Genomic DNA, 21470 nt, shown 5'->3' on the forward strand with positions numbered 1-21470 from the left:
TGTAGACGCCCCAGCAAGAGCAAACGTGAGATCCGGGATCAGAGAGATTGTGCCCAGAGCCGTGACGCCGCATAACTGCGATACGGGCTCCAGGACTCGACGCGTGCAGCATCGGCGTCCGGACTGGCGGCTGTGAGGGTGCGGCGCAGCACGGCGTCCGTCGCGGGGAGCGCATCCGGATCTGTGCCTGCGCGGATCGCGAGATAGTCCAGCGTCCACGGCCCGACACCAAAGACAGCGTGCAGATCCGTCCGCGCTGGCAGTGCCGCGCTGTCGTCTGCCTCGGCGAAGAGCACGGCGACCTCGTGCACGGTGCGCGCTCGTGCACCGGTGAGCCCGACCGCCGCACGCAACTCGTCGATCGGCGTGGCGGCGAGGACTGCTGGTGCCGGGAAACATCGGAGCCCGGAGTTCTGGTGGCCCGCGGCCGGATGGACACCGTATGCGGCGACGAGCCGTGCCGCGAACCGTCGCCCGGCGGCGAGGGAGACCTGCTGCCCGAGCACGGTGAGGATGACCGCTTCGAACGGGGCATGGAACCGGGTGATCCTGATGCCCGGCCGCCACTCGATCTGCTCAGCGAACAAAGGGTCCGCGCCGAGATGGGCGTTGACGTGGGTGAGGTCGGTGTCGAGGTCGAACCAGTGCCGCACCCGTCTGGTGATCTCAGTATTGATGCCCGCGTCGTGGGTCGCTGTCGAGACGGTCGCGCCGTCCGGGTCGAGACGCACCACGATCTGGTACGGCTCGCCGTGGATGTCGATCCAGCGGGTCAGTTCCGCTGTGTCGGGGTCGAGCCGGTGCAGGCCATCGAAGGCGTGCGCGGCGAGTGTGCCGAGAGCCGTGTCACGATCCAATGGGCCGTTGGCGTCGATCCTGGTCTGCAAGACGTCGCTCATGCGGTCCAGACGCCGGAGGAACCACGACGGTGAGAGCCGACGAGGTGGGTGTCGATGATCCCAATCGCCTCCATCAACGCGTACATCGTCGTGGGGCCGACGAACGCGAACCCCTCCTTGCGCAGCGCCTTGGACAGCGCCAAAGATTCGGGGGACTTCGAGGGGATCTCGGCGAACGTGCGCGGCGCGGGCGTCTCGGACGGCTGAAACGACCAAACGAACTCGGCCAGCCCTCCCTTGTCGCGCAGCCGGATCGTCGCGTTCGCGTTCGTGATCGCGGCGAGGATCTTCGCCCGGTTCCGCACGATCCCCGCATCGGCCATGAGCCGATCGATCTCCGCCTCCCCGTAGCGGGCGACCCGCTCGGGGTCAAAGCCGTCGAACGCTGCACGGAACGCGGGCCGCTTGCGCAGGATCGTCGCCCACGACAGACCCGCCTGGAACGCTTCGAGACTGATGCGCTCGTACATGCCTTGCTCGTCGCGCACGGGCATGCCCCATTCGGTGTCGTAGTAGTCGCGCAGCATCGGATCGACACTCGCCCAGGCAGGGCGTGCGAGTCCGTCTTCACCGATGACGATGCCCGGATCGTCCCTCGCAGTGGGGGCTTCGGTGGGAGTCGTGGGGGTCAAACCTGAAATCCTTCGTTCGCTCGGTGCGGTGCTCGTTCGGCGAGGTCGCGGCGGCAGGGGCGAGTTGTCAGCCGTCGAGTCCGGTGACGCGCATGGTGATGTTGATCCGCCCGGCCTCCAGACCGCACCCGTGCGGTGCGGTGCCGGGATAGACCTTGGGGATGCCGTGATAGGCGAGACGGGAGGGACCTCCGAAGACGAACAGGTCGCCGGAGGCGAGGTCGATGTCCTGGTAGGGCTTGTTCCGGGTTTCGGTGTTGCCAAACCGGAACCTACAGGTGTCCCCGATCGACAGCGACACCACCGGGGCGAGGTCTCGGCGGGATGCAGACACCCCACGGCATCGTCTCGGATCTGCCACAGCGCCCCGTCCGGGTGAGCGCCGCGCATTCCTTCCAGCACACGCGGCCCCGGCCAGACGCAGCGTCTCGCGCACGGTGCTGCTGCCGAGGGCCAGGGTGCGGCGCGGCTGCCACAGCGTCGACCACGCGAGCCTGCGGGTCACCTGCGCCAGCCCCGCAGCGGCTCCGCCGAGTACCCACAGATCCGGTTCCGGTCCAGTGAGCCTGCGGGACTGTCGCAGCCACGACGCAGCTTCCTCGGGCCACGACACCCGTACAAGCACCTCCCCGTCGCCCGCCTCCCAGCGGGCGACGAAGCGGGCCGCGTTCTGACGCGAGACGTCATCGCGGCCGTGCCCGATCACGACACTCTGTACGTCGAGGCGGTCCGCGAGATCGACCAGAGCGTCGACCTCCGCATCGGTCGCCGGTTCCGGCAAGGTGTCGCGCACAGCCAGCGGTGTGGACAGGCGGGGGCTGTGCGTCATCGGGCCTCCTGTTGCAATTGCTTCCATGCGGCGTATTCCTCTGGCAGGCACGGGCCGCAGGGCCGCAACCCTGCGGCGATCGCAGTGGCTTCATCGGCGAAGAACACCCGGTTCTTCACGTAGCCGCCCTTCGCGATCGCACGCAGCGCCGCCGGGCAGTCCATGCGCCCGTAGATGCGCCCGGCCCAGTGTCCGCCGAGCGTGCCCGCAGTTGTGCTCTCATACGGCTTCCGATCCGCGCCGAGGAGCGTGTACGTCTTGCCGACCATGCGTGCCCTCACGCGGCGTCGTGGAAGACCAGCGCGAGCGTGAACCGTTCACCCGAACGGATCGCGGAGACACCGTGCCTGACCGGGGCCGCCGACCAGCCGCGCTTGGACTCCACCGGGCGATCCCGCGTGGTGAACACATACCCGTGACCCTGCGGCAACAGGAACGCGGTGCCCCTGGATTGCGCCCTGGGGCGCTGCTCCAGGAGCAGGAACTCGCCGCCGGTGTGATCCACGCCGGGGTTGTTGAGGTTGATGACCACCTGCAAGGGGAACACGAGATCGCCGTAGAGATCGCGGTGCAGCGCATTCCAGTCCTTCTCGCCGTACTTCAACAAGATCGCGGTGGACTTGTCCTGCCCGGCCTGATGGCACATGTCCAGCCATTCGTCCAGGGTGTCGGGCCAGATCGCCTCGCGGCCGAGTTTTCCCCACCAGTCGCGGGCGATCGGCAGAAGACGCGGGTACAGGGCCTGCTTCAGCCGCTCGATCGGCTCCGGGTAGGGGGGGCATGGAAATACTTGTACTGGCCCTCCCCGAAACGCACACGGCCCATGTTGACCGTCTGCCGGAACGCGTCATCCACGTCGTAGAGGCCACGGATCTCCTCGGCCTCCTCCGGAGCGAGCAACTGCGGCAACAGCGCACCGCCGTACTCGTTGACCTCCTCGGTGATCGATTCCCATTCGCCGGAGTCCACGCGCTGCGCATACACGTCCGGATCGTTCTTCGTCGCGTTCATGCTGCCTTCTCCAGTGTCAGTAGCGTCGTCTTCGCGTCCGGGCCGCCGATGTACCCGCCCAGGCTGCCGTCGGTGCGCAGCACCCGGTGGCAGGGCACCACGACCGGCAGCGGGTTGGTCGCGCACGCCGTACCGACGGCGCGTACCGCCTTCGGGTTGCCGACGAGTTCGGCGACCTCCTTGTAGGACTGTGTGCGTCCGTAGCCGATGTGCGGCAGGTAGCGCTGCACGATCTGCCGGAACCCCGAGGACATCGCGTAGTCCAAGGGCACGTCGAACGCGTGCCGCTTACCTGCGAAGTATTCGTCGATCTCAGCGGCCACCGCGTCGAGACGGCGGGGGGCCTCCAGCACCCGCGGGCTGATCTTCCGCGCCAGCGACTCCAGCACCATGTCGAAGTCTTCGCGCTCGAACGCGACGCGCACCAGACCCTTCTCGGTCGCGGCCAGCAGCAGCGGACCGACCGGGGTGTCGATCGTGCGGTAGGCGACATCGAGCAGGCCGCGCTCACCGGCGAGTTCGGCCAGCCGCGTGTGCAAGGCGGCCATCGCGCCTGGGTCGATCGGGAAGAGGGCGGCGTGCTCGGCTCCCGTGCCGTCACCCGTCGGACGGCTGATCCCGGATGGAGTGATGTCGGTCATCGGGATGCTCCTTTCGTGTGCTGGCCCGCGTGATAGGTCTGTCTCAAACTCTTGATGCCGTCCGCCGCCGCTCGGCGCACCGCATCCGTGCTGCCGCCGATGAGTTCGGCGGTCTCGACGTGCGGCAGCCCGCCGAGATAGTGATACGCGACAGCGAGGCGCTGCCGCTCCGGGAGCGCCGCGACCGCCGCCCACACCCCGTACTCGTCACCGTCGTGGTTACCCAGCGGTGAGACCTGTTCGGGGAGATCGTCGGTGGGGATCGCATGCCGTGCACGTGCCCTGGTGATGTCGATCGCCTTTCGGCGAGCGACGCGCACCAGCCACGCCTCCGTATTCGTGTCCTCGGGAAGGTCCGGCCACGATCGCAGCGCGGCCAGGAACGTCTCCGACCAGGCATCGTCGGCATCCGGCCCCGGCCCGAGCACGGCGCGGCAGACCCGCAGCACGGTCTCCCCGTGCCGCTGCACGGCCTGTTCGAATGGGTGTTTCGCCTTCATCACACGGTAGACGCACCAGCGGCGCGAAACGTGAGATCCGGTTTTCTAGAACAGTCGCGATCCGGTCGCCTCGGCGGGCTCTTCCAGCTCCAGCAGCCACCGCTTGCGCTCCAGCCCGCCCGCGTATCCCGTCAGCGACCCGTCCGCACCGCCGACGCGATGGCACGGGATGAACCACGCACAGTGGGTTCCGCCCGACCGCCTGCCCTACGCGCTGCGCCAGACGCCGGTCACCCAGCTGCTCAGCGAGCACCCCGTAACTCGTGGTCTGACCATACGGAATCGACCGCAGCAACGACCACACCCGCTCGGAAAAGTCATCCCCGCTGGCGCGCAGCGGCACATCGAACGACTCCCGCTCACCCGCCAGATACGCCTCCAGTTCGGCCTTCGCCCACACGAATACCTCGTCCGCATCGGCCTCCACCCGAGCACCGAACACCGACGCGTCCGGCAGATGCCAGTGGCCAGGAAAGTACAACCCAGTCAACTCATCACCTTCGGCAACCAGAGTCACATCGCCCAGCGCCAACTCGACCGTTGTATGTCTCGTGTCGTTCATGCCTCTCACCTCTCCTCGTTCACGATGAAGACGTGCCAGCAGCGGCAAACGTGAGATCCCCTGCTGTTGAACGCGTCTCATGAGGGCGACGTCCGCGCTGGCGCCGGATACCTAGCCCCATGATTCCCCCCACACGTCTGGCACCAGGGTGCCGGGCGCCCACCTGACCCCTGAGACGGCTCCTCCTGAGCCCGTCTCGGGGAGGGGCCGTCGTGGTGATGACGATCCGGGTCATGTCCTCGGGCAAGGGCTACGAATACTTGCTGCACTCGGTCGTCGTCGGCGACGGAGACCGGGGACGGAGTCAGCTCCTGAGGCCCTCCCATGCGGACGACAGCGGAACACGATGCGAGGGGTTCGGGCAGCCAGAGAATGCCAGATCGCTCGATCAACGTGTCCGGTCAGTACAGCTAGGTCGGGTTTCTGCTGAGGTCGTCAGCTGGCGGGGGAGCTACGCCGGCGACCCCATGGACCGCGCGGGTGGCACGATTTCATAGGGTGAGACCGTGTCCGAGAACCTCACCACCACGCACCCCTCCGCCAAACTCTTCAAGGTCGCAGCCGTCCTCGAAGCACTGTCCTGGATCGGTCTACTGACCGGGATGTTCTTCAAGTGGATCCTCGAGACCACCGAGAAGGGCGTGCAGATCATGGGACCGATCCACGGTGGGATGTTCGTGCTCTACGTGATCAGCTGCCTGTGGGTGGCGATGGTGCACAAGTGGACGCCCAAGCACCTGCTCCTCGGCCTGGTCAGCGCCGTACCGCCGCTGATGACGCTCTGGTTCGAGAAACACGCCGAGCGTCACGGCCTGCTGGGCGGCGCCGCAGCCGACACCCCTCGGGTCTGATCAACCGCCGTCCTGAGGCTCGGCGGAGCGACGGCGACTCATCACCGTCACGCTCGCGAGCACGACGAGCGACATCCCGACGAGTTGGATCGGGCTGAGCGTCTGCGACAACACCACCAGACCGGCGAGCGCAGCGACGGCGGGTTCGAGGCTCAGCAACACTCCGAACACCCCGGCCGACATCCGGCCGAGAGCCAGGAGCTCGAGGCTGTACGCGATCAGTGACGAGAGCATCGCGATGCCCAGACCCTTGAGCAGGATTGCCGGCTCCAACAACGTCGTGCCGGCCGTGGCGAAGCCGAGGGGCAGCAGCACGACGCTCCCGAGCGCCAGCGCGATGGCCAGTCCGTCCAACTGTGCGAAGCGCGCGGCCGTGCGTCCGCCGGCCAGGATGTACAGCGCCCACATAGCGCCGGCGAGCAATGCGAACACGATGCCGACGAGGTCGAGTTCCGACCATGGCGTCCACAAGGCTCCCGAGATCAGGACGACTCCGATCGCGGCGGCCAGGACGGCGATCAGATCGCGGCCCTCGCGGGACAGCACCGCCGCCAGCACGAGCGGTCCGACGAACTCGATCGTCACCGCCACACCGATCGGCAACCGGGCCAGCGACTCGTAGAAACTGAGGTTCATCAACGCGAGTGCGGCCGCGTACACGCCGACGATGCGCCAATCGGATGCCGTGCGTCCGCGCAAGCGTGGGCGCACCACAGGCCACAGCACCAGTGCCGAGATCACCATGCGGAGCGCAACCGTGCCCGGTGCTCCCACCTGCGGGACGAGCGTCGCGGCGAGCGCGCCGCCGAACTGCACCGACACGACCGCGGAGAGGACCAGGACGACCGGGGGCACCCGATCGACGGACGAGCCGATGGACGTTCGGCTCAACGGGTGATGCGTCCGGCTCCGACGAGGGTCCGCAAGCGATCCTCGCCGAGGTCCTCCTCGACCACGCGGGCACCCGACTCGGGGGCGTGCAACATGACGCCGGGCCGGATCACGATGCCCACGTGGTGGACGTGCTCGCCGGGGTGGGCGAAGAAGTAGAGGTCACCCTCGCGCACCTGATCCAGTTCGACCGGTTCGGCCGCGAGTTGCTGGTCGCCGGCGTCACGGGGCACGACGACACCGAGGCTGCGCGCGCTGAAATGCACCAGACCCGAGCAGTCGAGGCCGGCGGGGGACAGGCCACCCCAGAGGTAGCCCAGGCCGAGGTACTTACGCGCCTCGGCGACGAACTCCTTCGCATCGAGAAGGTCAGGGGACGCCGTTTGCGGCTGCTGCGGGGCGTCGTGGCTCAGGTGCGCGCGCCGTACCCAGCCCTCGTAAGGCTGCAGCGACTTGCCTGCCGGTTGGAGCGGACAGGTCACCCGCACCCACCCGTCGAGTTCCTCGCGAACCTCGACCGGTTCACCGTGCAGCACTTCGGAGTCGAGTCGGTCCAACAGCCCGACGCGACTGTCGTGATGGTCGACCGGGTGCTGATCCATCGCGGCGAGCCAGCCGGTGTGGTCCGGATCGTCCTGCAGCGCAGGGGTGTCCACAGCTCTGGGTGCCTCCGGCGAACGCCACAGCCCGGCGACCGGGACGGCCACCCATGCTTCACCAGCCACGGTTCCTCCACTCGTCCAGGGACGGCCGCTCGGTGCCGATCGTGGTGTCGTCACCGTGACCGGGGTATACCCACGTCTCGTCGTCGAAGCGTCCGAACAAACGCTCCTCGACGTCGTCGATCAACTGCGGGAATGACTGATAGTCATAGTGATTCGTCGCCCCGACCCCACCCGGGAACAGCGTGTCGCCGGAGAAGAGGTGGCTGTGTCCGTCGGCATCGGTGAACGAGAAGGCGATCGACCCAGGGGTGTGCCCACGCAGGTGGGCGCAGTCGATCCTCAGGTCGCCGACCTCGATCGTGTCGCCGTCCGACAGACGGGTCGTCGTGGGTTGTTCGATCGCATCCGCATCGTCGGCGCCGGCGTAGGTCGGGACATCGAGTGCGTCGACGGCGTCCGCCAAGGCCCCGGTGTGGTCCTTGTGACGGTGGGTGGTCGCAATACCGACGACGTTGACCCCTGACACCATCTGCTGCAGCTTGGGCCAGTCGGCTGCGGCGTCGATGAGCAGGGCGTCGCCCGTCGCTTTCGACTCGATCACATAGGCGTTGTTGCCCATCGATCCGACGTTGCGTTTGTGGATGCGAGCATTGCCGACATCTCGGATCTGGACGTTGCCGCCCGGCTGTACCTTGCCGTCGTAACGGGTCATCGTTTCCTTCGCTTGCTGTCGATCGAACGGCACTGCCCCGGGCCGCTCGCGATCACACTATGCCGGACGCGTGCCTGCCGTTGTGGCCGCAGCCTCCTTCTCCGCCCGGGCGAGTTCGACGGCGGCGCCGACGAGGGTGAGGTGACTGAATGCCTGCGGGAAGTTGCCGACCATCCGGTCGTTGTCGACGTCGTACTCCTCGGCGAGCAGACCGACGTCGTTGCAGAGGCCGACCAGTCGCTGCATCAATCGGTGTGCGTCGTCCAGGCGTCCCGACTTGGCGTACGCCGACACCAGCCAGAAGGAGCAGGCCAGGAACGGGTGTTCGTCGCCGGGGAGTCCGTCGACGCCGGCTTCGGTGCGGTAGCGCAACAACAGTCCATCCCGCATCAGGTCCTGCTCGATGCGCTCGATGGTGCCGAGCACCTTCGGGTCGTCGCCCGGCAGGAAGCCCACCAACGGGATCAGCAGCAGGCTCGCGTCGACCTCGGTGGTGCCGTAGTGCTGCACGAAGGAGTTGATGTCGCTGTTGAACCCGCGCTCCATGATCTCGGCACGAACACGGTCGCGCAGTTCGCGCCAGTGTTCCACCGGGCCATCGGTGCCGTGGTCCTCGACCGCACTGATCGCACGGTCGAACGCCGCCCAGACCATCACCCGCGAGTGAGTGAAGTGCCGTAGCGGACCGCGGATCTCCCACAGCCCGTTGTCGGCCTGGTCCCAGTGTTCGGCGAGGTTCTCCACCAGAGCGCGCTGGACTGCCCAGGATCGTTCGGACTCCGTCAGGCCCATCGTCCGGGCGTCCTCCAGCGCGATCATTACCTCGCCCAGGACATCCGTCTGACGTTGGTCGACCGCGCCGTTGCCGATCCGTACCGGTTTGGAGTCTGCATAACCGGGCAGGTGGTCGAGTTTTCGCTCGGGGAGTTCACGTCCGCCGTCGACCGCGTACATGATCTGCATGTCCTCGGGGTCACCGGCGATCGCGCGGATCAGCCAATCGCGCCACAGGTCGGTGGCCTCGACGAAACCGGCGGCGAGCAGTGCCTCCAGCGTGAGCGCTGCGTCGCGCAGCCAGCAGTAGCGGTAATCCCAGTTGCGTACCCCGCCGAAGTCCTCCGGCAGGCTCGTCGTCGGAGCGGCCACGATGCCACCGCGACGGGTATCGGTGAGCAGCCGAAGGACGAGCAGCGATCGCACGACCGCGTCTTCGTACGGGCCCTCGTAGGTGCAGGCCGAGGCCCACGCCTCGGAGGTGGCGAAGGTCTTCGCGACCCGCTCTTCGACATCGGTCGGGGGCGGGATCGGCTTCCACGACGCGTGCCAGTTCATGACGAACTCCTCGCGGCCACCGGCCCGCATCGTCCACCGGTCGCGGTGCGTGCCGTCCTCGGCCTGTGGGCCGCGCGAACTGCGCAGCACCAGCATGTCGGGGCCGGCGATCGCGATGAGCGCGTCCTGGTCGGGTTCGAGGTTGGGGTGGTGCGACACCCAGGGGCGGGTGCGTCCGTAGTTGAAGCGGACGATCCACTCGTGCTGCATCTCGACCTCGCCCTCGATGCAGTCGACGATCCGGACGAGGTCGGCGCGTTCCATGCCGAGCGGCATGAGGTCGGTGATCTTGACGATCCCGGTCGCAGTGCGGTGTGTGGTCTCGAGGATCGAGGTGTTGCCGACGTACCGACGTGTGGCCTCGGACGGACCGAACGGTCGCAACAGCCAACGACCGTGTTCGGGGGTGCCGAGCAGATTGGTGAAGCAGGAGCCGCTGTCGAACCGGGGGAGGCAGAGCCAGTCGATCGAACCGAACCGGCTCACCAGTGCGGCGGTCTCGGTGTCGCCGATGATCGCGTAGTCCTCGATCGGGGTGTGAGCGGGTTCGCGAGCGCGTTCGACGCCCACTGGCAGGTCTTCGAGCATCGCGCCAGACTAGATCAACGGCGCGGCTGGCTCGGGAACCGCGCCGCTGCCTGTTCGTGCTCGTCAGCCGAGGCCCGCGAAGTCCTGGGTCTTGGCCGCACCGCAGGTGACATCGGTGATGGCCAATCCGTACTGCTGCGCCAGGAGTCGCCCGGGGTTCACAGCGGAGCGCAAACACAGCGCGGCGCCATCGGTGAGAACGTGACGCAGTCGTTCGGCTCGCGAATCGGAGGTTGTCGGTGGCGCGGCTTAGCATTGCGGTCGTGCCTGCACAGACCCCTTCGAACGCTTCCGCCCGCCCCACGCACGATCATCTTCGGATCAGTGGTGCGCGCGAGCACAACCTCAAGAACATCAGTGTCGACCTGCCCCGCGACAGTCTCGTCGTGTTCACCGGCCTGTCCGGCTCGGGCAAGTCGTCGCTGGCCTTCGACACGATCTTTGCCGAGGGCCAGCGCCGCTATGTCGAGTCCCTGTCGGCGTACGCGCGCCAGTTCCTCGGCCAGATGGACAAGCCGGACGTCGATTTCATCGAGGGCCTGTCGCCCGCGGTGTCGATCGATCAGAAGTCCACCAACCGCAACCCGCGCTCGACGGTCGGCACCATCACCGAGGTCTACGACTACCTGCGTCTGCTGTATGCGCGTGCCGGTCGCCCGCACTGCCCGATCTGCGGCGAGCCGGTCGGTCGCCAGACCCCGCAGCAGATCGTCGACCAGTTGATGCAGCTGCCCGACCGCACCAAGTTCCAGGTGTTGGCGCCGGTGGTGCGCGAGCGCAAGGGCGAGTACCTCGACCTGTTCGCCGAACTGCAGGCCAAGGGCTACTCGCGCGCCCGGGTCGACGGCGAGGTGGTCACCCTCTCCGAGGCGCCGAAGCTGGAGAAGCAGAAGAAGCACTCCATCGATGTCGTCGTCGACCGCTTGGTCGCCAAGGGACCGGACGACCGCACCGGTAAGCAGCGACTCACCGACTCCATCGAGACCGCACTCGGTCTCGCCGGCGGCATCGTGCTCATCGAGTTCGTCGACAAGGAGGCCGGCGACCCGGAGCGTGAACGCCGCTTCTCCGAGAAGATGGCGTGCCCGAACAACCACCCGCTCGGCATGGACGAGATCGAGCCGCGGTCGTTCTCCTTCAACAGCCCGTTCGGTGCCTGCCCTGCGTGCACCGGTCTGGGCACCGAACTCGAGGTCGACCCCGAACTGGTCGTGCCCGACGAGGACAAGTCGATCGCCGAGGGCGCGATCCTGCCGTGGACGACCAGCGGCACGTCGAGCGACTACTTCACCCGAGTGATCGGCGCGCTGGGCAAGGATCTCGGGTTCTCCCTGGACACGCCCTGGCGCGCGTTGCCCCAGCGGGCGCAGGAAGCGCTGCTGCACGGCCAGAACTACAAGGTGCACGTGAAGTTCCGGAACCGCTACGGCCGCGAGCGCTCGTACACGACCGGGTTCGAGGGCGTCGTCCCGTTCATCAAGCGCCGGCACAGTGAGACCGAATCCGACTGGAGCCGCGACAAGTACGAGGGTTACATGCGTGAGGTCCCGTGCCCGACGTGCAAGGGGTCGCGCCTCAAGCCCGAGACGCTTGCGGTCACCATCGGCGGGCATTCCATCGCCGAGGTGTGTGCGCTGCCGATCTCGGAGTCCGCGACCTTCCTCGAGAGCGTCGACTTCACGCCCCGCGAGCGGCAGATCGCCGAGCAGGTGATCAAGGAGATCAACGCGCGGCTGGGCTTCCTGCTGGACGTCGGACTCGACTACCTGTCGCTCGACCGTCCTGCCGCGACGCTGAGCGGGGGTGAGGCACAACGAATTCGGCTCGCCACGCAGATCGGATCCGGTCTGGTCGGGGTGCTGTACGTGCTCGACGAGCCGTCCATCGGTCTGCACCAGCGCGACAACCACCGGTTGATCGAGACGCTCACCCGCCTACGCGATCTCGGCAACACGCTGATCGTGGTGGAACACGACGAGGACACGATCGCCACCGCCGACTGGGTCATCGACATCGGTCCGGGCGCGGGCGAGCACGGCGGCGAGGTCGTGCACGCCGGATCGGTCAAGGATCTGCTCGCCAACAAGAAGTCGATCACCGGCGACTACCTGGCCGGTCGCCGCCAGATCGAGACGCCCGCAGTGCGTCGTCCGCAGGACGGCCGCACGGTCGTCGTCCGCGGCGCCCGCGAGCACAATCTGCAGAACGTCGACGTGTCGATCCCGCTCGGCAATCTCGTTGCTGTCACAGGCGTTTCGGGCTCCGGCAAGTCCACGTTGGTCAACGAGATCCTCTACAACGTCCTGGCCAACCAACTCAACGGAGCGCGCCACGTCCCGGGGCGTCACCGCACGGTCGAGGGCCTGGACGAACTCGACAAAGTGGTACACGTCGACCAGAGCCCGATCGGCCGCACGCCGCGCAGCAACCCGGCCACCTACACCGGTGTGTTCGACAACATCCGCAAACTGTTCGCCGAGACCACCGAAGCCAAGGTGCGCGGCTACATGCCCGGCCGGTTCTCCTTCAACGTCAAGGGCGGTCGCTGCGAGGCTTGCTCGGGTGACGGCACGCTCAAGATCGAGATGAACTTCCTGCCCGACGTCTACGTGCCGTGCGAGGTCTGCCACGGGGCGCGGTACAACCGCGAGACGCTCGAGGTGCACTTCAAGGGCAAGACGATCGCCGAGGTGCTCGACATGCCGATCGAGGAGGCGAAGGACTTCTTCGCTGCGGTGCCCGCCATTGCCCGGCACATGAACACGCTGGTCGACGTGGGACTCGGTTATGTCCGTCTCGGACAGCCGGCGCCGACGCTGTCCGGCGGTGAAGCACAGCGCGTGAAGCTCGCCTCCGAACTGCAGAAGCGATCGACCGGCCGCACGATCTACGTGCTCGACGAGCCGACCACCGGTCTGCACTTCGAGGACATCCGCAAGCTGCTGCTCGTGCTGCAGGGTCTGGTCGACAAGGGCAACACGGTGGTGGTCATCGAGCACAACCTCGACGTCATCAAGTCGGCCGACTGGCTCGTCGACATGGGTCCCGAGGGCGGTTTCCGCGGTGGCACCGTCGTCGCCGAGGGCACGCCCGAGGACGTCGCCGAGGTCGCCGAGAGCCACACCGGCCGATTCCTCAAGCCGCTGCTCGCCGCGTCCGGCGCTGCTCGTCCGTCGCAGACCCGGTCGGCCAGTTCCTCGAGCAAGGTCTTGACCAAGCCGGCGACGAAGAAGGCTGTGCCCAAGAAGTCACCGGTGAAGAAGGCGGCCACGAAGAGGACGACCACGAAGGCCACCTCGAAGAAGTAGGCGAATTCACAGGTCGCGCGGGCTGTTGCCCGGTCAACCTTTTGTCAGGATGGGCGAACACCCCGACGACTGGAGGTAGCGATGACCGACAAGAAGCCCTTCGACGCGGACCGACGCTCGGTTCTTCGCGGTATGAGCATCGTGGCTGCAGCCGGCGGCCTGGCCGCGTGCAGCAAGGAGGACCAGGAGGCGGCGAAGTCCACCGCGTCCGATCTCGGCGCGAAGGCGAGTTCCGGCGCCGGTGAGGTTTCGCAGAGCGCGTCCTCGGTCGTCGCCGACGGGGCGGTGATCCCGAAGTCGCAGGTGCCGGTCGGCTCCGGATTCGTCGACAAGGCGAAGTTGGTCGTCGTCAGTCAGCCGACCGAAGGCCAGTTCAAGGCGTTCAGCAACATCTGCACGCACCAGAAGTGCCCGATGACCAAGATCGACGGTGACCAGATCAAATGCGCCTGCCACGGCAGCGCCTTCTCCCTGGCCGACGGCTCGGTGAAGAACGGTCCGGCCGAGAAGCCGTTGGACGAGAAGAAGGTCAGCGTGGAGGGCGACAACCTCAAGGTGACCTGAGACCTCCTTGTTGGGCAGACCACCCCACCGACGCGCAGACGCCTCGGTGGGGTGGTCTGCGATGTCGGTGGCCCTCCTTAGAGTGGGTACGTGGCCAACCCCTCCTCCTACCGACCGAAACCGGGCGACATTCCGATCGACCCGGGTGTCTACCGCTTCCGCGACAAGGACGGACGGGTCATCTACGTCGGCAAGGCGAAGTCTCTGCGCAGCAGGCTGTCCTCCTACTTCCAGGACATCACCGCCCTTCACCCGCGTACCCGGACGATGGTCACCACCGGCGCATCGGTTGAGTGGACGGTCGTCCGCAACGAGGTCGAGGCCCTGCAACTTGAGTACTCCTGGATCAAGGAGTTCGACCCGCGGTTCAACGTCAAGTACCGCGACGACAAGTCCTACCCCTATCTCGCGGTGACGATGGGCGAGGAGTTCCCGCGTGCTCAGGTGATGCGCGGCGCCAAGCGCAAGGGCACTCGCTACTTCGGTCCGTACGCCCACGCCTGGGCGATCCGGGAGACCCTCGACCAGCTGCTGCGGGTCTTTCCGATCCGCACCTGCAGCAGCGGTGTGTTCAAGCGGGCCGGCCAGGTGGGTCGTCCGTGCCTGCTGGGTTACATCGAGAAGTGCTCGGCGCCGTGTGTCGGCGACGTCAGCGCCGAAGAACACCGGGAGATCGCGGAAGAGTTCTGCGACTTCATGGACGGCAACACCACGCGCTTCGTCAAACGCCTCGAGCAACAGATGAACCAGGCGTCCGCCGACCTCGACTACGAGACCGCCGCGCGGCGCCGCGACGACATCATGGCGTTGCGAAAGTCGTTGGAGCACAGCGCGGTTGTGCTCGGCGACTCCACCGACACCGACGTCTTCGGCATGGCCGACGACGACCTCGAAGCAGCCGTCCAGGTCTTCCACGTGCGTGGTGGTCGCGTCCGCGGCCAGCGCGGCTGGGTCGTCGACAAGGAGGCCGAGGGCGATGTGGGGCTCGCGGACGTCGTCGAGCGACTGCTGCAGCAGGTGTACGGCGAGGAGAGCGGTCAAGGTCTTCCGCGCGAGGTGCTCGTGCCGGTGTTGCCGACCGACGCCGACGCGATGAGCGAATGGCTCACCGAACGACGCGGCGCGCAGGTCTCCCTGCGGGTGCCGCAGCGTGGCGACAAGAAGACGCTGATGGAGACGGTCACCCGCAACGCCACCCAATCGCTGGCCAGGCACAAGGTCGCGCGCGCCGGCGATCTCACCGCGCGCAGCAAGGCGCTGGAGGAGTTGCAGGAGTACCTCGATCTCGGTCAGGCGCCGCTGCGCATCGAGTGTTACGACATCAGCCACGTCCAGGGCACGAACGTCGTCGCCGGCATGGTCGTGTTCGAGGACGGTCTGCCGCGAAAGGGGGAGTACCGCAAGTTCCTGGTGCGCGGCACGCCCACCGAGTCCGGCGAACTCCGCCTCGACGACACCGCCGCCATGGACGAGGTGCTCACCCGCCGCTTCAAGCGTTACCTGTCCGATCGGCAGGATGCCGGCGACGTCGAGCTCGGTGACGTGGACGACGAGGAAATGACCTCCGGTCCGATCGACGAGATGACCGGCAGACCGCGACGGTTCGCCTACCCGCCCCAACTCGTGGTCGTCGACGGCGGAAAGCCGCAGGTGACCGCGGCCGTCCGCGCCCTGCGCGCCCTCGGCATCGACGACATCCCGGTGGTCGGGTTGGCCAAACGACTGGAGGAGGTCTGGGTCGAAGGCGATGACTTCCCGGTCATCCTGCCGCGCACCAGCGAGGGTCTCTACCTGCTGCAACGGGTCCGCGACGAGGCTCACCGGTTCGCGATCAGCTTCCATCGGCAACGCCGCAGCAAGTCGATGACCGTCTCCGCGCTCGATGAGATTCCCGGGCTCGGTGAAGTGAAACGCAAGGCGCTGCTGAAGAAGTTCGGGTCGGTGAAGAAGATCCGTGCGGCCACCACCGCCGAGATCGAACAGGTTGAGGGGATCGGTCCTCGACTTGCGGAGGCAATCTCCTCCCGTCTGCGCCAAGATGAGAGTGCGCCGTCGGTCAACGTGACCACGGGCGAAGTCCTGGACTAGGAGCAGTAGGAACGCATGCCTGACTCGACCGCACCCTCGGCCGACCACGACGACGTCGGCGAGAGACCTGCCGACAAGAACGAGTTCCTGATTCTCACCGGCATGAGCGGCGCAGGACGCACCTCCGCGGCGAACGTCCTGGAGGACGCCGGCTGGTACGTCATCGACAACCTCCCGCCGCAGATGCTGTCCGCGATGGCCGAGCTCCTGGCCGGCGGTCAGGCCCGCAAGCCGGCCAAGCTGGCGGCCGTGGTCGACATCCGAGCCCGCACCTTCTTCACCGATTTCCGAGACGGGCTCGACCGGCTGCGCGACGGCGGATGGCGTCCGACGGTGATCTTCCTCGACGCGACCGACGAGGCGCTCGTGCGCCGCTTCGAGTCGGTACGCCGTCCCCACCCGTTGCAAGGGGAGGGACGTCTGCTCGACGGCATCCAGTCCGAGCGTGAGGCGCTAGGGGAGTTGCGCGCCACCTCCGATGTTCTGATCGACACCAGCGGCCTCAACGTGCACCAGCTGACTGCGAAGGTGAAGCAGTTCCTCGGTCCGGACGGCACCGAGGTCAGGATGCGCGTGGCCGTCCTGTCGTTCGGGTTCAAGTACGGCATCCCGCTGGATGCCGACATCGTCCTGGACATGCGCTTCCTGCCCAACCCGTTCTGGAACCCCGACCTGCGGCCGTTCACCGGTCAGGACGCGGTCGTCTCCGACTTCGTGCTGTCCCAGCCGGGTGCCGCCGAGTTCCTCGACCGCGCGGAGGCGATGCTCGAGCCGATGCTGCAGGGCTACCTGCGAGAGGGACGCAGCTATGTGACGATCGCGTTCGGCTGCACCGGCGGAAAACACCGTTCGGTCGCGATGGCCGAGGCGTTGCGCGGCCGGTTGGACGACGTCCCCGGGCTGCGTGCCGTGGTGGTGCACCGCGATCTGGGGCGCGAGTGAGCGGCCGCCCCAGGGTCGCCGCACTCGGCGGGGGCCACGGCCTGTCGGCTTCGCTGCAGGCGCTGCAACTGGTCACCGACCGGATCACCGCGATCGTGACGGTCGCCGACAACGGTGGCTCGAGCGGACGCTTGCGCGAGGAGTTCGACATCCTTCCGCCCGGTGACCTGCGCATGGCACTCACTGCCTTGTGTGACTCCACCGAGTGGGGCCTGCAGTGGCGGGACGCGTTGCAACACCGGTTCGCCGGCGACGGTCCGCTCGGCGGGCATGCCCTCGGCAACCTGATCATCGCCTCGCTGTGGGATTTGCGCGGCGACCCGGTCTCCGGTCTCGATTTCGTCGGTCGCCTGCTGGGAGCGCGTGGCCGCGTGCTGCCGATGTCGACCGAGCCCCTCGAGATCCGCGCGATGGTGCAGGGCGCCGAGCCGGGTTCGGACGAGGTCACCGAGGTCGTCGGTCAGGTGCAGGTCGCCACGACACCGGGACGCGTTCAGTCGATCCGGCTGTTGCCCGACCCCCCGCTGGCGTGCCGCGAGTCGCTCGACGCCGTTCATGACGCGGACTGGGTGGTGCTCGGTCCGGGCTCCTGGTTCACCTCTGTGATGCCGCACCTCGCGGTGCCCGATCTGCGCGAGGCGCTGGTACAGACCCGCGCCCGCCGGTTGCTGACCCTCAACGTCGTCAACAGTGGTGAGACCGAGGGCTTCACCGCCGCCAACCACCTCGAGGTGATGGTCGCTCACGCCCCCGAACTGCACTTCGACGCCGTGCTCGCCGACGCCGAGGCGGTGGTGGGTCAGGAAGACCTCCTACGCCGCGCGGCCGAGTCCGTCGGGGCGGAACTGATCCTCAAATCGGTTGCCAACCGTGACCACTCGAGCACACACGACGTACTGTTGCTCGCTGCTGCCTATCGAGACATCCTCGGTTGACCTTGCCGACGGACCTGAATCGAACCTGAGGGACGCTGCCCAGTTCGGCCACGAGCCGGTCTGGACAGCGGTGAGAGGATTGCCGCCATGGCGATGACATCCGCGGTCAAGGACGAACTGAGCCGGTTGCCGGTCACGAAGACCTGCTGCCGCAAGGCGGAGGTCTCCGCGATCCTGCGTTTCGCGGGAGGTCTGCACATCGTCGGTGGTCGCATCGTCATCGAGGCGGAGCTCGACACCGCGAATGCCGCCCGCCGGTTGCGCCGCGACATCGCCGACCTCTACGGGCAGGTGCCCGACGTCGTCGTGATGAGCGCCGGCGGCATCCGGCGCACCAGCCGCTACGTGGTCCGGGTCAGCCATGACGGTGAGGCCCTGGCCCGCCAGACTGGGCTCATCGACAACCGGGGCCGCCCCGTTCGGGGCCTGCCGCCGCGCGTGGTCAACGGCGCGATCTGCGACGCCGAGGCGGCGTGGCGCGGGGCGTTCCTGGCTCACGGTTCGCTTACCGAACCCGGACGCTCGTCGGCGCTCGAGGTCACCTGCCCTGGGCCGGAGGCCGCGCTGGCGCTCGTCGGGGCCGCTCGCCGGCTGGGTATCGCCAGCAAGGCACGCGAGGTTCGCGGCGTCGACCGCGTGGTGATCCGCGACGGCGACGCGATCAGCCAACTTCTGACCCGCCTGGGCGCGCACGACTGTGTGCTGTCCTGGGAGGAGCGCCGGATGCGCCGCGAGGTGCGCGCGACCGCCAACCGCCTGGCCAACTTCGACGATGCCAACCTGCGTCGCTCGGCGCGTGCCGCGGTCGCCGCCGGGGCACGGGTGGAGCGGGCGCTGGAGATCCTCGGCGACGAGGTGCCCGAACATCTCGCACATGCGGGCCGACTGCGGCTGGAGCACAAGCAGGCCAGTCTCGAGGAGTTGGGCCAACTGTCCCAGCCCACGATGACCAAGGACGCCGTCGCCGGACGCATCCGCCGTCTGCTGGCCATGGCCGACAAGAAGGCCGAGGAGATGGGCATCGAGGGCACCGAGGCCGGCTTGACCCCGGACATGCTCGACGGCGAGTGAGTGCGTCTCACGACTCGTTCCGCCTGCTGATTTCCGGTGCGGCCTGATTGCAGTTACTTCCCGGTCATCCCATAGGGTCGAAGGTGACACCTCGTGAGGTTCTCGCAGCACTGGATCCTCTCGGGGGAGCCCGTCCGTAAGTTCGGATACCGCCTCCCAGAAAGGGATGTTTCACTGTGACCGTCCGCGTAGGAATCAATGGCTTCGGCCGCATCGGCCGCAACTTCTTCCGGGCCGTGGTGGCCTCGGGTGCTGACGTCGAGGTGGTGGCCGTCAACGACCTCACCGATAACAAGACGCTCGCCCACCTGCTCAAGTACGACTCGATCCTCGGACGCTTCGACGGCGAGGTGACCTACGACGACGAGTCGATCACCGCCGATGGCAAGAAGATCCGTGCCTTCGCCGAGAAGGACCCGGCCAACCTGCCGTGGAAGGACCTCGGAGTCGACGTCGTCGTCGAGTCCACCGGTTTCTTCACCGACGCCGAGAAGGCCAAGGCGCACCTGGACGCAGGCGCCAAGAAGGTCATCATCTCCGCCCCGGCGAAGAACGAGGACATCACGATCGTGATGGGTGTGAACGACGACAAGTACGACCCGAAGTCGCACAACATCATCAGCAACGCCTCCTGCACCACCAACTGCCTGGCGCCGATGGCGAAGGCCCTGAACGACTCGATCGGTATCGAGAAGGGCCTGATGACCACCATCCACGCCTACACCCAGGACCAGAACCTGCAGGACGGCCCGCACAAGGACCTGCGCCGCAGCCGCGCGGCAGCCCTGAACATGGTGCCGACCACCACCGGTGCGGCCAAGGCCGTCGCCCTGGTGCTGCCGGAACTGAAGGGCAAGCTGGACGGTTACGCGATGCGCGTGCCGACCCCGACCGGCTCGGCCACCGACCTCACCTTCGAGGCTTCCAAGGAGGTCACCGTCGAGGAGGTCAACGCTGCGGTGAAGAAGGCCGCCGAGGAAGGCCCGCTCAAGGGTTACCTGGTCTACACCGAGGACGAGATCGTCTCCAAGGACATCGAGACCGACCCGGCGTCCTGCATCTTCGACGCCGGCCTGACCAAGGTCACCGGCAACATGGTCAAGGTCGTCGGTTGGTACGACAACGAGTGGGGCTACTCCAACCGTTGCGTCGACCTCGTCGAGCTCGTCGGCAAGGACCTCTGAGACTATGCGCACGATCGATGACCTGGGCGACCTCTCGGGCAAGAAGGTGCTGCTGCGCAGCGACCTCAACGTCCCGCTGGACGGCAAGAAGATCGGCGACGACGGACGCATCCGCGCCTCGGTCCCGACGATCAAGAAGCTGACCGAGCAGGGCGCTCAGGTCATCGTGTGCGCGCACCTCGGCCGCCCGAAGGGCGAGCCGGAGGACAAGTACTCGCTCGCGCCCGTCGCCGAGCGCCTCGCCGAATTGCTCGGCAGCTCCGTCGAATTCGCCACCGACACGGTGCAGGAGTCGGCGAAGGAGAAGGTCGACGCGATGAAGGACGGCGACGTCGTCCTGCTGGAGAACCTGCGCTTCAATGCGGGTGAGACCAGCAAGAACGATGCTGAGCGCGGCAAGTTCGCCGACGAACTCGCTTGCCTCGCAGACGTTTTCGTCAGCGATGGGTTCGGTGTGGTGCACCGCAAGCAGGCGTCCGTCTACGACGTGGCGCAGAAGCTGCCGCACGGCGCCGGCGACCTGGTGCAGAACGAGGTGAAGGTGCTCGAGCGTCTCACCAAGGACCCCGAGAAGCCGTACGCGGTCGTGCTCGGTGGCGCCAAGGTCAGCGACAAGCTCGGCGTGATCGACAACCTGCTCAAGACCGCCGACATTCTCGTCATCGGTGGTGGCATGGTCTTCACCTTCCTCGCGGCCCAGGGTCACGAGGTCGGCAAGAGCCTGCTGGAGAAGGACCAGATCGACACCGTGAAGGGCTACCTGGAGCAGGCGCAGAAGGACGGCGTCGAGATCGTGCTGCCCACCGACGTCGTCGCGGCCACCGAGTTCTCGGCGGACGCCGACCACGAGGTCGTCGCTGCTGACGCGATCCCGTCCGACCGGATGGGGCTGGACATCGGACCGGAGTCGGCGAAGGCCTTCGCCGAGAAGGTGAAGTCGGCCAAGACGGTCTTCTGGAACGGCCCGATGGGCGCGTTCGAGATGGAGCCGTACGCGGCCGGCACCAAGGAGCTCGCGGGCGCGCTCGTCGAGGCGACCGAGAACGGCGCGCTCACCGTCGTCGGTGGCGGCGACTCTGCGGCTGCCGTCCGTCAGCTCGGTTTCGAGGACTCCGACTTCACGCACATCTCCACCGGCGGTGGCGCGAGCCTGGAGTACCTCGAGGGCAAGGAACTGCCCGGCCTGTCCGTGCTCGAAAGCTGAGGAACCCGAACCAAAACGCCTGAGGCGGTGGGCGATTCGATCGTCCGCCGCCTCACGCTTC

Annotated in this window: 22 protein-coding genes and 1 pseudogene; 9 read left to right on the forward strand and 14 right to left on the reverse strand. The window is 67.2% G+C overall.

All coding sequences use genetic code 11. From position 1 onward, the window contains the following. Positions 1-38: 38 nt before the first annotated feature. From EU513_RS06570 to EU513_RS16650, 10 genes and pseudogenes are all read right to left on the reverse strand, one after another. On the reverse strand, positions 39-899 hold the full coding sequence (locus EU513_RS06570; RefSeq protein WP_129625090.1) for a DNA-3-methyladenine glycosylase: 861 nt from the start codon (positions 897-899) through the stop codon (positions 39-41). Next, positions 896-1531 (reverse strand): DNA-3-methyladenine glycosylase I, encoded by a 636-nt coding sequence (locus EU513_RS06575; RefSeq protein WP_129625091.1) that lies wholly within the window; start codon positions 1529-1531, stop codon positions 896-898. Before EU513_RS06575 ends, EU513_RS06570 begins: the two co-directional genes overlap by 4 nt. Before the next feature lie 67 nt (positions 1532-1598). Next, positions 1599-2360, reverse strand: coding sequence for an alpha-ketoglutarate-dependent dioxygenase AlkB (locus EU513_RS16335; RefSeq protein WP_240795953.1), 762 nt, complete (start codon positions 2358-2360; stop codon positions 1599-1601). Next, positions 2357-2629, reverse strand: a complete 273-nt coding sequence (locus tag EU513_RS06585; RefSeq protein WP_129625092.1) for an Ada metal-binding domain-containing protein — start codon at positions 2627-2629, stop codon at positions 2357-2359. The genes EU513_RS16335 and EU513_RS06585 overlap by 4 nt, the downstream gene beginning before the upstream one ends. An 8-nt stretch (positions 2630-2637) precedes the next feature. Then, positions 2638-3120 (reverse strand): 2OG-Fe(II) oxygenase, encoded by a 483-nt coding sequence (locus EU513_RS06590; RefSeq protein WP_205744692.1) that lies wholly within the window; start codon positions 3118-3120, stop codon positions 2638-2640. Further along, entirely contained in the window at positions 3108-3371 is a 264-nt protein-coding gene (locus EU513_RS16100; protein WP_205744686.1) for a hypothetical protein, read from the reverse strand. Before EU513_RS16100 ends, EU513_RS06590 begins: the two co-directional genes overlap by 13 nt. Beyond that, complete coding sequence (locus EU513_RS06595; RefSeq protein WP_129625093.1) at positions 3368-4012, reverse strand: methylated-DNA--[protein]-cysteine S-methyltransferase; 645 nt, start codon at positions 4010-4012, stop codon at positions 3368-3370. Before EU513_RS06595 ends, EU513_RS16100 begins: the two co-directional genes overlap by 4 nt. Then, positions 4009-4512 carry an RNA polymerase sigma factor gene (locus EU513_RS06600; RefSeq protein ID WP_129625094.1) on the reverse strand — a complete coding sequence of 168 codons (504 nt, stop codon included), beginning with the start codon at positions 4510-4512 and terminating at the stop codon, positions 4009-4011. The genes EU513_RS06595 and EU513_RS06600 overlap by 4 nt, the downstream gene beginning before the upstream one ends. A gap of 45 nt (positions 4513-4557) precedes the next feature. Next, positions 4558-4683 carry an MGMT family protein gene (locus EU513_RS16645; protein WP_370447348.1) on the reverse strand — a complete coding sequence of 42 codons (126 nt, stop codon included), beginning with the start codon at positions 4681-4683 and terminating at the stop codon, positions 4558-4560. A gap of 55 nt (positions 4684-4738) precedes the next feature. Further along, positions 4739-5155, reverse strand: a pseudogene (locus EU513_RS16650) (methylated-DNA--[protein]-cysteine S-methyltransferase); the annotation flags it as partial. Positions 5156-5580: 425 nt separating this feature from the next. On the opposite strand from EU513_RS16650, the gene EU513_RS06610 reads away from it, so the two are divergent. Continuing rightward, the gene (locus tag EU513_RS06610; protein WP_129625095.1) at positions 5581-5925 is read left to right on the forward strand and encodes a DUF3817 domain-containing protein; all 345 of its coding nucleotides are present in this window, start codon (positions 5581-5583) and stop codon (positions 5923-5925) included. Here EU513_RS06610 and EU513_RS06615 read toward each other — a convergent pair whose 3' ends face one another. The 4 genes from EU513_RS06615 to EU513_RS06630 are packed head-to-tail and all read right to left on the reverse strand — an operon-like array spanning position 5926 to position 10113. After that, complete coding sequence (locus EU513_RS06615; RefSeq protein WP_129625096.1) at positions 5926-6816, reverse strand: DMT family transporter; 891 nt, start codon at positions 6814-6816, stop codon at positions 5926-5928. Continuing rightward, positions 6813-7541 carry an NlpC/P60 family protein gene (locus EU513_RS06620; protein ID WP_129625097.1) on the reverse strand — a complete coding sequence of 243 codons (729 nt, stop codon included), beginning with the start codon at positions 7539-7541 and terminating at the stop codon, positions 6813-6815. The genes EU513_RS06615 and EU513_RS06620 overlap by 4 nt, the downstream gene beginning before the upstream one ends. Beyond that, a complete protein-coding gene (locus EU513_RS06625; protein ID WP_129625098.1) occupies positions 7531-8193 on the reverse strand; it encodes an MBL fold metallo-hydrolase in 663 nt (220 codons plus the stop codon). Before EU513_RS06625 ends, EU513_RS06620 begins: the two co-directional genes overlap by 11 nt. Before the next feature lie 57 nt (positions 8194-8250). Next, entirely contained in the window at positions 8251-10113 is a 1863-nt protein-coding gene (locus EU513_RS06630) for a glycoside hydrolase family 15 protein (RefSeq protein WP_129625099.1), read from the reverse strand. Positions 10114-10376: 263 nt separating this feature from the next. On the opposite strand from EU513_RS06630, the gene uvrA reads away from it, so the two are divergent. The 8 genes from uvrA (at position 10377) to pgk (ending at position 21409) form a co-directional block, all read left to right on the forward strand. After that, positions 10377-13421 (forward strand): excinuclease ABC subunit UvrA, encoded by a 3045-nt coding sequence (gene uvrA, locus EU513_RS06635; RefSeq protein WP_255407426.1) that lies wholly within the window; start codon positions 10377-10379, stop codon positions 13419-13421. A gap of 81 nt (positions 13422-13502) precedes the next feature. Beyond that, the gene (locus tag EU513_RS06640) at positions 13503-13985 is read left to right on the forward strand and encodes a Rieske (2Fe-2S) protein (protein ID WP_205744687.1); all 483 of its coding nucleotides are present in this window, start codon (positions 13503-13505) and stop codon (positions 13983-13985) included. Between the two features lie 90 nt (positions 13986-14075). Further along, positions 14076-16073 carry an excinuclease ABC subunit UvrC gene (gene uvrC, locus EU513_RS06645; RefSeq protein ID WP_129625100.1) on the forward strand — a complete coding sequence of 666 codons (1998 nt, stop codon included), beginning with the start codon at positions 14076-14078 and terminating at the stop codon, positions 16071-16073. 15 nt (positions 16074-16088) lie between these two features. Beyond that, positions 16089-17015: an RNase adapter RapZ gene (rapZ, locus tag EU513_RS06650; protein ID WP_129625101.1), complete on the forward strand. Its 927-nt coding sequence runs from the start codon at positions 16089-16091 to the stop codon at positions 17013-17015. Then, positions 17012-17950, forward strand: coding sequence for a uridine diphosphate-N-acetylglucosamine-binding protein YvcK (gene yvcK / locus EU513_RS06655; RefSeq protein ID WP_129625102.1), 939 nt, complete (start codon positions 17012-17014; stop codon positions 17948-17950). The genes rapZ and yvcK overlap by 4 nt, the downstream gene beginning before the upstream one ends. Before the next feature lie 87 nt (positions 17951-18037). Continuing rightward, complete coding sequence (whiA, locus tag EU513_RS06660) at positions 18038-19021, forward strand: DNA-binding protein WhiA (protein WP_129625103.1); 984 nt, start codon at positions 18038-18040, stop codon at positions 19019-19021. A gap of 176 nt (positions 19022-19197) precedes the next feature. Further along, positions 19198-20205, forward strand: coding sequence for a type I glyceraldehyde-3-phosphate dehydrogenase (gene gap / locus EU513_RS06665; RefSeq protein WP_129625104.1), 1008 nt, complete (start codon positions 19198-19200; stop codon positions 20203-20205). A 4-nt stretch (positions 20206-20209) separates the two neighbouring features. Further along, positions 20210-21409, forward strand: coding sequence for a phosphoglycerate kinase (gene pgk, locus EU513_RS06670; RefSeq protein ID WP_129625105.1), 1200 nt, complete (start codon positions 20210-20212; stop codon positions 21407-21409). The last annotated feature ends 61 nt before the right edge of the window (positions 21410-21470 follow it).

The sequence above is a fragment of the Yimella sp. RIT 621 genome, from assembly GCF_004146205.1.
GTDB classification, from domain to species: domain Bacteria; phylum Actinomycetota; class Actinomycetes; order Actinomycetales; family Dermatophilaceae; genus Yimella; species Yimella lutea.

Coding starts and splice junctions, on each gene's coding strand:
- EU513_RS06570 (WP_129625090.1), bottom strand. CDS start 899: ATGAGCGACGTCTTGCAGACCAGGATCGACGCCAACGGCCCATTGGAT.
- EU513_RS16335 (WP_240795953.1), bottom strand. CDS start 2,360: ATGACGCACAGCCCCCGCCTGTCCACACCGCTGGCTGTGCGCGACACC.
- EU513_RS06585 (WP_129625092.1), bottom strand. CDS start 2,629: ATGGTCGGCAAGACGTACACGCTCCTCGGCGCGGATCGGAAGCCGTAT.
- EU513_RS16100 (WP_205744686.1), bottom strand. CDS start 3,371: ATGAACGCGACGAAGAACGATCCGGACGTGTATGCGCAGCGCGTGGAC.
- EU513_RS06595 (WP_129625093.1), bottom strand. CDS start 4,012: ATGACCGACATCACTCCATCCGGGATCAGCCGTCCGACGGGTGACGGC.
- EU513_RS06600 (WP_129625094.1), bottom strand. CDS start 4,512: ATGAAGGCGAAACACCCATTCGAACAGGCCGTGCAGCGGCACGGGGAG.
- EU513_RS06625 (WP_129625098.1), bottom strand. CDS start 8,193: ATGACCCGTTACGACGGCAAGGTACAGCCGGGCGGCAACGTCCAGATC.
- EU513_RS06630 (WP_129625099.1), bottom strand. CDS start 10,113: ATGCTCGAAGACCTGCCAGTGGGCGTCGAACGCGCTCGCGAACCCGCT.
- EU513_RS06640 (WP_205744687.1), top strand. CDS start 13,503: ATGACCGACAAGAAGCCCTTCGACGCGGACCGACGCTCGGTTCTTCGC.
- rapZ (WP_129625101.1), top strand. CDS start 16,089: ATGCCTGACTCGACCGCACCCTCGGCCGACCACGACGACGTCGGCGAG.
- whiA (WP_129625103.1), top strand. CDS start 18,038: ATGGCGATGACATCCGCGGTCAAGGACGAACTGAGCCGGTTGCCGGTC.
- pgk (WP_129625105.1), top strand. CDS start 20,210: ATGCGCACGATCGATGACCTGGGCGACCTCTCGGGCAAGAAGGTGCTG.